At 72.9% G+C, this 12355-nt stretch carries 15 protein-coding genes; 2 read left to right on the top strand and 13 right to left on the bottom strand.

The genetic code is table 11. The features are described from left to right. Nucleotides 1–19: 19 nt before the first annotated feature. The 3 genes from ABD979_RS18940 to ABD979_RS18930 all read right to left on the bottom strand — a co-directional run bounded on the left by ABD979_RS18940 (nt 20) and on the right by ABD979_RS18930 (nt 1944). Complete coding sequence (locus ABD979_RS18940) at nt 20–1234, bottom strand: MbnB/TglH/ChrH family RiPP precursor modification enzyme (RefSeq protein WP_345509079.1); 1215 nt, start codon at nt 1232–1234, stop codon at nt 20–22. A gap of 11 nt (nt 1235–1245) precedes the next feature. Next, complete coding sequence (locus ABD979_RS18935; RefSeq protein ID WP_345509078.1) at nt 1246–1491, bottom strand: hypothetical protein; 246 nt, start codon at nt 1489–1491, stop codon at nt 1246–1248. A gap of 108 nt (nt 1492–1599) precedes the next feature. Beyond that, on the bottom strand, nt 1600–1944 hold the full coding sequence (locus tag ABD979_RS18930) for a DUF2200 domain-containing protein (RefSeq protein WP_345509077.1): 345 nt from the start codon (nt 1942–1944) through the stop codon (nt 1600–1602). A gap of 75 nt (nt 1945–2019) precedes the next feature. Between ABD979_RS18930 and ABD979_RS18925 the strand changes: the two genes are divergently transcribed. Both ABD979_RS18925 and ABD979_RS18920 read left to right on the top strand, forming a co-directional pair. After that, a complete protein-coding gene (locus ABD979_RS18925; protein ID WP_345509076.1) occupies nt 2020–2379 on the top strand; it encodes a VOC family protein in 360 nt (119 codons plus the stop codon). Between the two features lie 27 nt (nt 2380–2406). Then, nucleotides 2407–2970, top strand: coding sequence for a GNAT family N-acetyltransferase (locus ABD979_RS18920; protein ID WP_345509075.1), 564 nt, complete (start codon nt 2407–2409; stop codon nt 2968–2970). Nucleotides 2971–3051: 81 nt separating this feature from the next. On the opposite strand, the gene ABD979_RS18915 is transcribed toward ABD979_RS18920, so the two are convergent. The 10 genes from ABD979_RS18915 to ABD979_RS18870 form a co-directional block, all read right to left on the bottom strand. Next, the gene (locus ABD979_RS18915) at nt 3052–3480 is read right to left on the bottom strand and encodes a DUF1801 domain-containing protein (RefSeq protein WP_345509074.1); all 429 of its coding nucleotides are present in this window, start codon (nt 3478–3480) and stop codon (nt 3052–3054) included. Between the two features lie 12 nt (nt 3481–3492). Further along, nucleotides 3493–3666 (bottom strand): hypothetical protein, encoded by a 174-nt coding sequence (locus tag ABD979_RS18910; RefSeq protein ID WP_345509073.1) that lies wholly within the window; start codon nt 3664–3666, stop codon nt 3493–3495. A 68-nt stretch (nt 3667–3734) separates the two neighbouring features. Beyond that, entirely contained in the window at nt 3735–4385 is a 651-nt protein-coding gene (locus tag ABD979_RS18905) for a hypothetical protein (RefSeq protein ID WP_345509072.1), read from the bottom strand. Nucleotides 4386–4545: 160 nt separating this feature from the next. Next, nucleotides 4546–5778 carry a DUF2254 domain-containing protein gene (locus ABD979_RS18900; RefSeq protein ID WP_345509071.1) on the bottom strand — a complete coding sequence of 411 codons (1233 nt, stop codon included), beginning with the start codon at nt 5776–5778 and terminating at the stop codon, nt 4546–4548. Between the two features lie 29 nt (nt 5779–5807). Further along, nucleotides 5808–7646 (bottom strand): ABC transporter substrate-binding protein, encoded by a 1839-nt coding sequence (locus ABD979_RS18895; RefSeq protein WP_345509070.1) that lies wholly within the window; start codon nt 7644–7646, stop codon nt 5808–5810. A 59-nt stretch (nt 7647–7705) separates the two neighbouring features. Further along, nucleotides 7706–8137 (bottom strand): hypothetical protein, encoded by a 432-nt coding sequence (locus tag ABD979_RS18890; RefSeq protein ID WP_345509069.1) that lies wholly within the window; start codon nt 8135–8137, stop codon nt 7706–7708. An 84-nt stretch (nt 8138–8221) separates the two neighbouring features. After that, nucleotides 8222–8947, bottom strand: a complete 726-nt coding sequence (locus ABD979_RS18885) for an esterase family protein (RefSeq protein WP_345509068.1) — start codon at nt 8945–8947, stop codon at nt 8222–8224. Between the two features lie 23 nt (nt 8948–8970). After that, complete coding sequence (locus ABD979_RS18880; RefSeq protein ID WP_345509067.1) at nt 8971–10122, bottom strand: alpha/beta hydrolase; 1152 nt, start codon at nt 10120–10122, stop codon at nt 8971–8973. Further along, nucleotides 10119–11078 (bottom strand): Type 1 glutamine amidotransferase-like domain-containing protein, encoded by a 960-nt coding sequence (locus ABD979_RS18875; RefSeq protein ID WP_345509066.1) that lies wholly within the window; start codon nt 11076–11078, stop codon nt 10119–10121. The genes ABD979_RS18880 and ABD979_RS18875 overlap by 4 nt, the downstream gene beginning before the upstream one ends. 10 nt (nt 11079–11088) lie before the next feature. Further along, a complete protein-coding gene (locus ABD979_RS18870) occupies nt 11089–12318 on the bottom strand; it encodes an ATP-grasp domain-containing protein (RefSeq protein ID WP_345509065.1) in 1230 nt (409 codons plus the stop codon). Between the last annotated feature and the right edge of the window lie 37 nt (nt 12319–12355).

Raw genomic sequence — 12355 nt, 5'->3', positions numbered from 1 at the left:
CACTCGTCCCCGGGAGCCGTCAGACGGGGCGCCGGGCGAGCCAGTCGGAGAAGGCGTCGCCCTGGGTCTCGGTCCACAGGCTCGCGGGTGACTCGGCGAGGAAGTCCTGCAGCAGCGCCTCGGTGCGCTCGCGCCCGAGGGTCGTCAGCAGCCCGCCCAGCGTCTCGGGGTGGGTGCGCACGAGCAGCGAGAGCCGCGCCTCGTCGGTCAGGGCCCGCATCAGCGTCGCGCCGGGGTCGGGCGAGGTGAGCCGGTCGGAGGCCCGCGTCGTGTAGGCGACGAGCTCGGCCTCCCGCTCCGCCGTCGTGCCGGACGGCGCCGGGGCGTCGCCCGGGGCCCACGTGGCCACCTGCCCGGTCCGCGGCGGCGCACCCGACGCGGCCTGTGGCATACGGACGAGGTCGTGCATGCCGGCGAGCACGTCGCGCAGCCCGGCGACGCCCTGCGCGGCGAGGGACGCGGGCACGGCCTCGTAGATGACGGCACGCACGCGCGGCAGCATCGGCACGACACGGGCCGCGAGCGCCAGCAGCTCGGGGTCGATGGGGCCGACGTGCGCGTCGAGGTAGTAGCCGTCGGTCTCGAATCCCCCGGCGAGGTGCACCTCCCACACGCGGTCGAGTGGGATGAGCGAGAGGAACTCGGCCACGCCCTGGCGGCCGTTGCGCTCGTTGGTCCAGATGTTGTGCAGGTCGAGCAGGATGCCGCAGTCGGCGCCCTCGGCGATCGCCGCGACGTACTCGCCGTCGCTCAGGTCGCCGGGCACGGGCCGGAGGTAGTTCGTCGGGGTCTCGACGAGGAAGGGGCGGTCGTATGCCGCCTGGTAGTCCGCGATGTGGCGCACCGCAGCCTCGACGGCCTCGGGCGTCTGCACCGGCGGCAGGAGGAAGCCGGCGTGCGCGTCACCGGCGACGTTGAAGGCGAGGTGCTCGCTCCAGTGCACGGCGTCGAGGTCCCGTGCGGAGGCCGCGGAGGCCAGCACACCCGCGTGGCTGGGGGCCGTCATGCCGCCCACCGGGTAGCCGACCCCGTGCGCGAGCAGCGGCCGTCCGCACCCGCGCAGCCAGGCGAGCGGCTCGGGTGAGATGACCATGCCGCCGGCGGTGCGGGTCTCCCAGAGGGTCTGCGGTTCGACCTCGACGACGTCGACGAGGTCCTCGACGCCGCCCCACAGCTGGTCGAGCGCACCGAGGGCGATGACTCCGACGCCGAGGTCGAACCGCGTCCAGCTCACGACAGCTCGCCTCAGCCCACGCGCAGCTGCGGCGCGGTGAAGACCGGCTGCAGCTCGAGGTCGGGGCTGACGACGAACTCCTCGAACCGGCGCCAGTCGATCTGGATGCCGGAGTTGCAGTTGCCGCACCCGAAGCGGTCGAAGATGCTGGCCTGCACCTTCTGGAACGTCTCAAGGTTGCCGAGGATGTCGCCGGGCACGTGCACGGTCACCGCCACCTCGCGCGGCGGCAGCGGCTGCGGGTTGAGCTCGCCCATGGTCGTGGTCCTTTCACTCTGGAACGGCGACGGCTCGCTGCCACCGCCTGCCATCCAGAGCCCCCAGCCTCGCCCGCTGATACCGCAGCCGGATGCCGTCAGGTCCCGTCAGCTGCGCAGCACCTTCTCCATCGCCTTGCCCTTCGCGAGCTCGTCGACGAGCTTGTCGAGGTAGCGGATCTTCTGCATGAGCGGGTCCTCGACCTCCTCGACGCGCACCCCGCACACCGTGCCGGTGATCGCCGAGACCTTCGGGTTGAGGTGGGCCGCGGCGAAGAAGTCCTCGAACGTCGTGCCGCCCGCGAGGTGGCGGCCGAGCGCCTCCTCGTCGTAGCCGGTCAGCCACGCGATGACCTCGTCGAGCTCGGCCTGCGTGCGGCCCTTGCGCTCGACCTTGTTGACGTAGGCCGGGTAGACCGACGCGAACGGTGTCGTGAAGATGCGGTGCGCCATCCTCCGAGGGTAGCGACGGCTGACCCTGCCGCACACGGACGCGGAACGTCCGCAACCGGTCCTAGCGTGCTGCGCATGGCCATCGCCCGATACCCCAGCTTCGTCCTCGACTGCCCCGACGCGGAGGCACTCGCCACCTTCTACGGCTCGCTGCTCGGCTGGAGCGTCAAGAGCTCCGACGGGTGGGGCGAGATCCGCGACGAGGGTGGCAGGCAGTGCATCTGCTTCCAGCAGGTGGAGCACTTCACCGCCCCGCAGTGGCCGGGGCAGGACGTGCCCCAGCAGGTGCACCTCGACGTCATGGTCGAGGACCTCGACGCCGCCGAGCCCGAGGTGATCGCCCTCGGCGCGACGAAGCACGAGCACCAGCCCGGCACGTCGTTCCGCGTCTTCCTCGACCCGGCCGGGCACCCTTTCTGCCTCTGCGTCGACTGACGGCTGCGGCAGCGCGAGGATGGGTCGATGACGGACTACGAGGTCGGGGCGCTGACGCCGCGGACCTGGGCGGCCTACGCGGCGATGATCGAGCGGCACCGCGGCGTCTTCGGTGGCTGCTGGTGCACGTGGTTCCACACGCTGAGCGCCGACAAGGAGCGCACCTACGAGGGCAACCGCGCGCTCAAGCAGCGGCTCGTCGAGGAGGGCCGCGCGCACGCCGCGCTCGTGCTGCACGGTGACGACGTCGTCGCGTGGGCCCAGTTCGGCTCTCCCGCAGAGCTGCCCAACATCCACCACCGCAAGCAGTACGACGCCGAGGCCGACCTCGCGCCCGACTGGCGCATCACGTGCATCTTCGTCGACAAGGCGCACCGCAGGAACCACCTCTCGGCCCTCGCGCTGGGAGGTGCGCTCGACCTCGTCGCCGAGGCGGGCGGCGGTGTCGTCGAGGGCTACCCGCACGACAAGGGCGGCAAGCGCGAGGCCGTGCTCTACAACGGCACGCGCGCTCTCTACGAGGCGGCCGGCTTCGACTACGTGCGCCCCAAGGGGCAGTTCAACTGCGTCATGCGCCGGAGCGTGCCGTGAGCGGCCGTATGCCGTCCGCCGGGTCGGCGCCCGACGCTCGCGCAGGGTCGGCAGCAGGGAGCGGGCGCCCGCTGGGCGGGCTCAGGCGTCGGGTTCGGGGTCGTCGGGACGGGCCCAGGCGATGGCGATGAGCCGGCGCAGCACGTCGAGGTCCACGTCGTCGAGCCGCTTGACGTAGACGCAGCCGGCGCCCTCCGTGTGACCACCCAGCGAGGGCAGCAGGGCGGCGCCCTCGGGGAGGTCCTTGAGGCCGTAGACGACGAGCTGGGCCTTGCGCGGTGAGAAGCCGACCCGGGGCCAGGAGCCGCGGTTGCGCGAGTTGGTCGGCGAGACGTAGCGGTAGCTGCCGTAGCCGACGATCGAGGGGCCCCAGAGCACCGGCTCCGCCCCCGTCACCTCGGCGAAGATCTCCGCGAGGCGCAGTCCGTCGTCGCGGCGGCGGGCAGGCGTGACCGCCTCGAGGAACGCGGTCACGTCGGCATCGGTCGGGACCGTCTTCGGCTCAGCCATGCGGCCAGTCTGTCAGCCGCGGGCGACACCCGGGCCGGCATCGGGCCCGCCGTCCGTGGCGCCGGGGTCGCCCGCCGGAGCCGCCCCCTCGTCGGGCTGCCCGGGAGCTCGAGGGGCGTCCGGGGCCGGTGCGTCGTCGTCCGCGGGCACGGGCGGGACACTGCCGGGGATGCGGTCGTCGGTCATGGCGCGATCCTCTCGTGATCGGTCTCGTGTCGTACCCAGTCCGCGGCGGGCGCGCACCCTGCTGGTCGTCAGACCGCCGCGGCCGTCGCCCGGTCGATCTTGCGGTGGTAGTGCATGCCCGCGCGGCCACCGACGAGGGCGCCGAGCAGGCTCGCCACGGCCACCACGAGCAGGGCGACGATGCCGCCGGTCGTGAGCGTGCCGCCGTCCATGGGGATGCGCGGGAAGCTGTTGACCCGGCTCAGCACGTCGTACTTGCTGCCCGCCACGGCCGCGACGATCGCCACGACGACGGAGATGGCGACGGCCCAGACCCACACCGCGAAGCCCTGCTTCGTGCCGTCGAAGCGCGCCATCCGGCCGGCGACGTAGCCGCCGCAGTAGTAGGCGACGAAGAGCACGACGAAGAGGGCGACGACCCCGATCGTGCCGACGCTCTGCGGGTCGACGGCAGCACTGTCGGCGGCCTCGCTCGCTGCCCGGGCGACGTCGGTGCCGGTCGCGACCCCCACGGCCGTGCCGGCCGCGGCCACGAGGGCGGTGAGCAGCACCGCCATTCCGGTCGCCGTGAGCCAGCCGAAGAAGGCCGAGCCGACCTTGACGCCGCCGAAGCGCTCCTTGACCGTGGGCCGCTCGTCGGTGAGGGCGGTCGGCCGCCCGCCGCCGTCGGTGCGCTCGATACGATCCGTGCGCTCAGAAGATCCTGGTGCGGTGCTCATGGGGCGCCTCCTCGAACGGTGGGTGCAGTCGGCCTGCGGGAGAGACATACCCGGCCGGCACGGTCCCCGCTGCACCGGACGCCGGCCGTGGCTGGATCGTGGTGGGCGCAGCCGGCATCCGGCCGCGACGATCCGCGCCACGGCGGCGGTCTCGCGGGCGCTACCGACCTGCGTCGGCGGACGGCGTCGCCACCGCGTCCCGCAGCCGTTCGAGCGCTGCGCGGTGGTCGGGCAGCGACACCGACAGCAGGTCGTCGGCCATCGCGGCGAGCCGGCGGGGCACCTGGAGCGACTCGCGGCCGTAGTGCACGATCTCCTCGGTCGCGAGGTCGACGAGGTCGCCGACCACCTGGGGCCGCACGACGAGGCGCACCCGGCCGTCGGCGTCGCGCACGTAGCGGGTGTGGGTGCGGCGCGTGACGAGCAGGCGCAGGATGCGGTGCAGCTCGTCGACCGCCTGCACGGCCGTCGTCGGGTCGTTGATGCCGGGCGAGAGCGCGCGCTCGGCGATGTCGACGAGCTGGCGGATGCCGAAGGCGAGGTCCTGGCGCATCGTGCGCTCGGTCTCGAGGAGGAACCCGTCGCGCACACGCCCCACGGCGGCGTCGTCGAGGACGTCCGCGCCCCAAGCCGTGGCGAGCGGCATGTGCTCGGTGAGGAAGTCGCCGACCCCGACCTCGGCCACGACCACGACACCGAGCTCGCGCGCCAGGTCGGCAAGGTGCTCGACGTCGATCTCGGTGACGACGCCGTGGTGGCCGCCCGAGCTCACCGGCACGCTCGGGGTGCCGACCTCCGGCGACCACGTGCCACCCGGCTCGGGAGCGCCGGCGGGGTAGAGGTCGTCGGCGAGCGCCACCGCGCGGTCACCGATGCCCGAGATGACGTTCGAGACCTGGATCGAGACCGTGATGTGGTGGATGAACGCGATGAAGCAGCCCATCGAGGCGATGACGAGCAGGAAGGCCGTCGTCACCGACAGCTGCGGCACGAAGCTGTCGATGTCACCACCGCCGCGCACCGACCGCAGCACGGTCAGGGAGAAGACGAACGAGGCGATGAAGACGCCGAGCGTCACCTGCGTCGTGCGCTGGGCGAGGAAGTCGCCGAGGATGCGCGGCGTGAACTGGCTGCTCGCCAGCTGCAGCACGACCATGGTGATCGAGAAGACGAGACCCGTCACCGAGATCATCGCCGTCGCGATGGTGCTCAGCAGCCCTCGCGCGCTGTCGCTTCCCCCCTGGAACAGGTAGGGGACGTGCTCGGAGAGGCCTCGGTCGAGGAGCGGGAGCACGATCCCGGCGGCGATGGCCAGACCCCCGATCGCGAGCGGGACCGACCAGAACGGCCGCCAGACCCGCTGCCAGGCCGTCAGGTGGTGGGAGGAGGCCATGCCCCATCCTCACACCCGGGGCGACCGTGTCAGCGGATGCGGGCGAGGTCGAGGGTCCAGACCGGGTTGCCCGGCACCTGCGCGACCCGCGGGCCGGACGCGAAGCGCGTCGACGGCTGGATGAGCGGGACGAAGGGGCTGCGCGCGTTCATCGCGACCTGCCAGGCCGCGTAGGCCGCCGCCCGGTCGTCGCCGACGGAGTCGCGCGCCCCCTCGGTGAGGTCGTCGACGAGCGGGTCGGAGCCACGCGTCCACCCCGAGCGCAGGCCGACGAGCTCGCCCGGCGCGAAGGCCAGGTAGTTCTCGGGGTCCGGGTAGTCGGGGCTCCAGCCCCAGAGGCTGAACGCCGACCGGCCCGAGCGGTAGGCGGCGAGCGCCTCGCGCGCCGGGGCGGGGTTGAGCACGACCGTGATGCCGACCTGGGCCAGCTGCGCGCGCACGAGGCCCGCGAGCGCGCTCGTCGGCACGCCCTGGACGGGCAGGTCGGCGGCATACGTCAGCGGGATCGCCTGCCCCGCGTAGCCCGAGCGTGCGAGCGCCGCCTTCGCCCTGACGAGGTCGCGCTCGGGCACGACGGGCATCGTCACCACCGGACTGGGTATGCCGTCCGGCACGGTCGGCACGTCGGTGGCGGTCGCCGTCGGGGCGGCGGAGGTCGCGCCCGGGGTCGCGCCGGGCGTCGGCGTGCCCGTGGGGGTGGTGCCCGGGGCGGCTGACGAGCCCGAGGTGGCCGGGGTCGACGGCAGGCCCGCCGTCGGGGAGAGGTCGTCGAGCGCGCCGACGATGCCCGCGGGCACGAGGCCGGCGGCGGGCGTCGCCCCGGGGACGGCGAGGCCCAGCGCGCCGCGGTCGATGCCGAGGCGCACGGCCTGGGCGAAGTCGGGGTCGGCCGTCCAGCGGTTGAGGCCCTTGGTGCGGTTGAGCGCGAGGTAGGCGAGCGAGCTCGAGCGCACCGTCGTCACGGTGACGGCCGGGCCCGGGGCCTTCGTGGCGGTCGCGTTCGCCTGGCTCGCGGAGAGGTCGAGCACGAGGTCGGCCGCACCCGAGGTGACGTCGGCGAGCTGCTCGCGCGGCGTCCGGTTGCGCAGCACGACCTCGGGGAAGGCGGGCTCGGTGCCCACCCGGCTGGGGTTGGCGGTGAGGCGCACCTCGCGGGTGCCGGTGACCCCGTCGAGCACGTAGGGGCCCGAGCCGGCCGAGTGCGTCGACAGCCAGGCGGCCGCGGTGTCACCGGGGCCGATGGTGCCCCCGTGCGACTTGACCGCCGCCGAGTTGAGGATGCCGAAGGCGGGGTTGGCGAGGATCGCCGGCAGGGCGAAGTTCGACCCCGGCGAGCTGAGCGTGACGGTGCGGTCGTCGACCTTGAGCGCCGTCACCGAGCCGAGGATCGAGGAGGCCGGCCCGCGCAGGCCCTTCGCGCGCTCGAGGGTGAAGAGCACGTCGTCGGTCGTCATCGGGCTGCCGTCGGAGAAGACGACACCCTCGCGCAGGCGCAGCGTGAGCCAGCGCCCCTCCGGCGCGATCGTGTAGTCGGCGAGGCCCGGCACGACCTTCGTCGGGTCGTCGGGGTCGAGCGTCGTCAGCGTCTCGTAGAGGGCGTGCGAGAGCATCGAACCGGTGCGGTCGAACTGCCGGGTGGGGTCGAGCGTCGTGTGGTCGAAGACGGCGTCGACGACGAGGGGCCGGGCGCTGGCCGGCGTCGTGGCGGTGCCCGTCGGTGTGCTCGTCGGGTCGGCCGACGTGGCCGGTGTCGACCGGGTCGCGCTCACCTGCCCGGCAGGCGCCTCGCTCGTGCAGGCCGATGCCGTCGCGAGCGCGAGCACGCCGAGCGCCGCCACCACGGAGGGGCGGACGAGACGAGCTGGCATGGGCTTCCTTCGACACCGACGAGGGCACGGGTCACCGGCCCCGTCCCGGAGGCCCGAGTCTAGCCGCGGTCGGCCACGAGGCCCGGCGGGCTCTGCTCCGTGGACGTGCCCGGCACGCCCGGCGCGAGCACGAGGTAGCCCTGCGCGACGAGCACGAGGGCGATGGCGACCCACTTGCCGGGCGGCAGCTCGACGCCGTAGCGCCACCGGTCGATGAGCACGAGGCCGACCTGCAGGATGACGACCCAGCCCATCGTCACGAGGGCGAGCTCGGCGTACTGCAGCGACGACGCGTAGACCCAGAAGAGGACGAGGAAGGCACCCAGGCCGAGCACGAGGGCGCGGACGCTGCCGTGCTCGGCCCACTCCTTGGCGAGCACGGCGCCGGCGAGGTCGAGCCCGGCGAGGCAGGCCATGGCGACCGTCGCGACGACGGGGACGGGCCAGCTGTCCGGGGCCTTGATGAGGGGGAAGACATTGGTGACGTTCATGGAGGGGTCCTTCGTCAGGCAGGCCCGACGGGGCACGGGCCATGACCGTCAGTGCCGCCCCACCTCACCCGTGATACGGCTCCCTCACGGCAGCAGGTCGTCGAGGTAGGTCGGCAGCATCTCCCACCACGTCGGCCAGTCGTGGTCGTAGCGCGGGCCCCAGTCGTCGACCCGGTTGGGGATGCCTTTCTCGCCGAGCACCTTCGCGACGTCCCAGGCCTCGCCCGGGTCCTCCCACCGGCCGCTGCCGGTCGCGAGCACGATCATCCGCGAGCGCAGGGCGTCGAGGTCGTGGCCCTGCAGGTCGGGCAGGAAGTGGAGCGGCGAGCTGAAGTACATGTCGTCGGTGAAGGGGCCGCCGATGAACTTGTCGACGGCATACGTGCCGCTCATGCACACGGCGCTGCGCACGAGGTGCGGGTAGCGGCACGCGACGGCGAGGGAGTTGAAGGCGCCGATCGAGGCGCCGGCCGTGACGACGGGCAGCGGGCCGCCGACGTCGGAGTGGATCGCCGGGATGACCTCGCTGGCGATGGCGTCGTGGAAGCGGTTGAAGAGCGCCATCCGGTACTGCGTCGACCCGCGGTGCTGGGCCATGGCGCGGCCCGCCACGCTGTCGACGGAGTAGACCTTGGCCCGGCCGGCGTCGATGAGCGGCCGGAGGTGGTCGATCATCTTGTGCCGCTCCACCTCCTCGGCGTCACCGCCCGCGGTGGGGAAGAGCAGCACCGGGGCGCCGTAGGTGCCCCAGCGGGCCACCGTGATGTCCTGCTCGAGCCGCTCGGAGTACCACCGGTCGGTCACCTTCATGCGGATCACCCTTCTGGACAGGCTTATTCGTAGACGAACTTCTGGGGGCCGGGGAACAGCCACGACAGGCCGTCACCGAGGCCGTCGCGCCAGTTCTCCCAGTTGTGGCCGTCGCGCGACTCCGTGTAGCGCACGGTCGTGCCGGTGTGGCGGAAGACGGGCACCATCGAGCGGTTCGGGGTGATGAGCGGCTCGTAGACGCCGCACGTCATGTAGAGCCGGTCGACGACCTGCGACGGCTTCTCGCGGAACCGGTTGACGAACTTGACGACCGGGTCGAAGGCCGGGCCGCCGCCGTGCTCGAAGCCGATGTCGGTGAAGACGAGCGAGGCCGACTGGAGCAGCATCGAGCCGAAGAAGCCCGGGTAGCGCACGGCCGTCGAGAACGCCGCGATGCCACCGAACGAGCTGCCCATGAGGCAGCGCTCCTCGGGCGCGTCGATGAGCGGCAGCCGCTCGGTGAGCAGCGGCACGAGCTCGCGCGCGATGAACCGGGCGTGCGGCGCGTGGTTGGGGTACTCCTTGAGCCGGTCGCGCGGCGGCACGAAGACCGCGACGAGCGGGTCGACGTCGAGCCGGTGGATGAGGTTGTCGAGCACCGTCTTCATCGCCGCGAACTCGAGGTAGTCGGTGCCGTCGTGCACGACGAGGAGGGGGTAGCGCTGGGCGCTGTTGAACCGCGCCGGCAGGTAGATCTGGACCGGCTGGTCGCGCCGCAGCGCCTTGCTGCGGATCTGCTCCTCGACGAGCGTGCCGGGTCGGGCCTCGGGATCGTGCGCCACCCAGTCGGGCACCCGGTAGCCGATGGCCGCGCACACCGACGACGAGCCCATCGGGCTGTGCGCGAGGCGCCCGTTGAGCGGGTCGTTGAACCGCTCGTAGTGCTCGCCCTTGCGGATCTCGATCTGGTACTCCACCCGCGAGCCCTCGGGCAGCACGGTCGTCACGGCCCAGAGGTCCGAGTCACCGATACGCTTGAGCGGCAACGGGTCCGGCAGACCGACGACGCGGTGGCGCACCCACACCTCGTCGACGTCGCCGCGGTAGAGGAACGTGGCGCGCTCGCCCTCGATGATCGGGGCGCCGTAGCGCTCGAGGAAGCGGTCGATGGTCGGCCCGTCGAGCGGGAGTCGGTCGCGCAGCGTGTTGACGGCCAGGCGCTCGGTGGGGCTCATGCGGCAGCCACCACGGCCACGCGCCCGTCGGGCTCGACGACCCGCGCGCCGGCCGGCACCCGGGCGCGTCCGACGCCGTCCCCGCCGTCCTCGCCGCCCTCCCCGCCGTCCGGGAAGCGCACGACCGCGCCGTCGTCGAGGAGCACGAGCCGGTGCTCGGCGAAGCGCCGCGCGAGCAGCGACATCCGCTCGCGGTCCTCGAGGCGCAGCCGCCGCTTGGCGTGCGGCAGCACGAGCACCCCCGGCACGCGGCCGAGCCCGGTGTCGTGCACCTCGTCGGCCGTCACCCCCTGCGCGGTGAAGTCGTGGAAGAGCACGACCTGGTCGGTCAGGGCCATGGCCCCCGCCGACCAGGCCACGACGGTCTGCCCGGGCCGGAAGGCGACGTCGAAGACCCGCAACGTGCGCACCAGGGTGCGCACGTTGCCGCCCGCGACGACGACGGTGTCGCACTCGTCGAGCACGGCGTTGATCTCGCCGCGGTGCCAGCCGAAGAGCCCGCTCTCGTCGGGGCGGGTCACCTCGCGCACCGAGCGGTAGAGCTCGGCGAGCTGGGCGGCATACCAGCGGTCGACGTCGCGGACGGCCTCGATCGCGGCCTCGACGGCCGCCGGGCCGACGTCGTGGAGCGAGGTTCGGTGCCCCACGTCGCGCACCGCGTCGACGGCGCCCTGCAGCCGGATGCCGTAGAAGGCGCGCAGCTCGTCCTGCCGGTCGCGGAAGTCGACCGCGGCCGCGGCGAACTGCTCGTCCTTGGCGAGCACGTCCATCATCCGGTGGTGGAGGCGCAGGTTGACGCCGCGCCCCTCGAGGTGGCCGGTGAGCTCGCCGTCGTCGGACTCGCGCTCCTCCCAGCCGGAGTTGACGACGGCGATGCGGCCGTCGACGTCGAGCGAGCGGATCGTCGAGCCGACCGTCGTCGTGAAGCGTTGCGGGCCGAGCAGGATCGTCGTCATCAGGAGGCGATCAGCCCGCGTGGACGCGGATCGTGCGGCCGACGTCGTCGAGCATGGCCCGGGCCGTGTCGAAGTCGGGGTGGCGCAGGCGCACCCAGGCGTTGGCCATGTAGCCGGCCTCGACCCCCTGCGTGCCGTGCCCCACGGGCGGGAAGTGCCCGTCGATGACCCACTCGCCGTAGCGCGCCTGGATCTCGTCGATGCCGCTGTAGCCCGTGATCGACCCGTCCTGGTCGGGGCGCAGCGCGACGATGCCGGCGGCATACGTCCGCTGCATCCGCTGCTCCGGAGCGCGGTGCGTGATGACGTGCGCCCACTCGCGGTAGACGTCGACGTCGTTCGCGGCGGAGTAGACGTCCCAGGCGCCGACGCCGGGCGGTCGCGCGCCGATCTCGCTGAACTTGAGGCCCTTCGGGCCGTAGAACCACTCCATGTGGGTGGCCGACGTCTCGATGCCGAGCGCCTCGATGACGCGGCGGCCGAGCTCGCGCACCTCGGCGTAGAAGGCGTTGCCCGGCTCGTCGATGCGGTTCGTCGTGATGAACTGCGGCGAGATCCAGCGGTGGCGCATCGCCTCGAGCACGTTCGGGTAGTAGTGCGTGGCCCAGTCGTGCACGACCCGGCCGTCGAGCGTGATGGTGTCGTAGAAGCCCTCGTGGCCCTCGACGAACTCCTCGATGGCGATCGAGCTCTGTCCCTCGCGGCCGTATGCCGCCAGCGCGGCCTCGAGGTCCGCGTCACTGTCGACGCGCACCGTGCCCTGCGCGCCGGCGCCCGCACGGGGCTTGAGGATGAGCGGGTAGCCCTCGCGCTCGGCGAACGCGCGGGCCTCGGCGGCCGAGTCGACGGCGGCGCTCGCGGCGGTCGGCACCCCGGCCTGGCGCAGCGCCTCCTTCATCGACGGCTTGTCACGGCAGAGCCACGTCGTGCGCACGCTCGTGCCGGGGATGCCGCAGGCCTCGCGCACGTGGGCGGCGGGCATCGTGTGCGCCTCGACCGTGGCCTCGAGCGCGTCGACCCACACACGGTCCTGGAAGTGGCGCACGGCCCCGATCATCTGGTCGACGTCCGTCACCGAGCCGACCCGGTAGTAGCCGCGGAGCGCGCCACGCAGCTCGTCGCCGAGGTGCGACTCGTCGGACTCGCCGATGCCGTAGACGTTCGCGCCCACCGAGGCGAGGGCGTGCACGAAGCGCCGCTGGTTCGCCGGGAACGACGGCTCCACGAAGATGATGTTCACGGCAGCGACGCTATCGGTGATGCGGTGACCTCGCCAC

The organism is Terrabacter aeriphilus, assembly GCF_039542985.1.
Taxonomy (GTDB): domain Bacteria; phylum Actinomycetota; class Actinomycetes; order Actinomycetales; family Dermatophilaceae; genus Terrabacter; species Terrabacter aeriphilus.
The sequence above is the reverse complement of the archived record's forward strand: the minus strand, read 5'-3'. Positions and strand labels throughout refer to the sequence as shown.

What these genes read in the sequence shown, in the direction of transcription:
- ABD979_RS18935 (WP_345509078.1), bottom strand. Translation starts at nt 1,491, where the DNA reads ATGGGCGAGCTCAACCCGCAGCCGCTGCCGCCGCGCGAGGTGGCGGTG.
- ABD979_RS18930 (WP_345509077.1), bottom strand. Translation starts at nt 1,944, where the DNA reads ATGGCGCACCGCATCTTCACGACACCGTTCGCGTCGGTCTACCCGGCC.
- ABD979_RS18925 (WP_345509076.1), top strand. Translation starts at nt 2,020, where the DNA reads ATGGCCATCGCCCGATACCCCAGCTTCGTCCTCGACTGCCCCGACGCG.
- ABD979_RS18920 (WP_345509075.1), top strand. Translation starts at nt 2,407, where the DNA reads ATGACGGACTACGAGGTCGGGGCGCTGACGCCGCGGACCTGGGCGGCC.
- ABD979_RS18915 (WP_345509074.1), bottom strand. Translation starts at nt 3,480, where the DNA reads ATGGCTGAGCCGAAGACGGTCCCGACCGATGCCGACGTGACCGCGTTC.
- ABD979_RS18910 (WP_345509073.1), bottom strand. Translation starts at nt 3,666, where the DNA reads ATGACCGACGACCGCATCCCCGGCAGTGTCCCGCCCGTGCCCGCGGAC.
- ABD979_RS18905 (WP_345509072.1), bottom strand. Translation starts at nt 4,385, where the DNA reads ATGAGCACCGCACCAGGATCTTCTGAGCGCACGGATCGTATCGAGCGC.
- ABD979_RS18900 (WP_345509071.1), bottom strand. Translation starts at nt 5,778, where the DNA reads ATGGCCTCCTCCCACCACCTGACGGCCTGGCAGCGGGTCTGGCGGCCG.
- ABD979_RS18895 (WP_345509070.1), bottom strand. Translation starts at nt 7,646, where the DNA reads ATGCCAGCTCGTCTCGTCCGCCCCTCCGTGGTGGCGGCGCTCGGCGTG.
- ABD979_RS18890 (WP_345509069.1), bottom strand. Translation starts at nt 8,137, where the DNA reads ATGAACGTCACCAATGTCTTCCCCCTCATCAAGGCCCCGGACAGCTGG.
- ABD979_RS18885 (WP_345509068.1), bottom strand. Translation starts at nt 8,947, where the DNA reads ATGAAGGTGACCGACCGGTGGTACTCCGAGCGGCTCGAGCAGGACATC.
- ABD979_RS18880 (WP_345509067.1), bottom strand. Translation starts at nt 10,122, where the DNA reads ATGAGCCCCACCGAGCGCCTGGCCGTCAACACGCTGCGCGACCGACTC.
- ABD979_RS18875 (WP_345509066.1), bottom strand. Translation starts at nt 11,078, where the DNA reads ATGACGACGATCCTGCTCGGCCCGCAACGCTTCACGACGACGGTCGGC.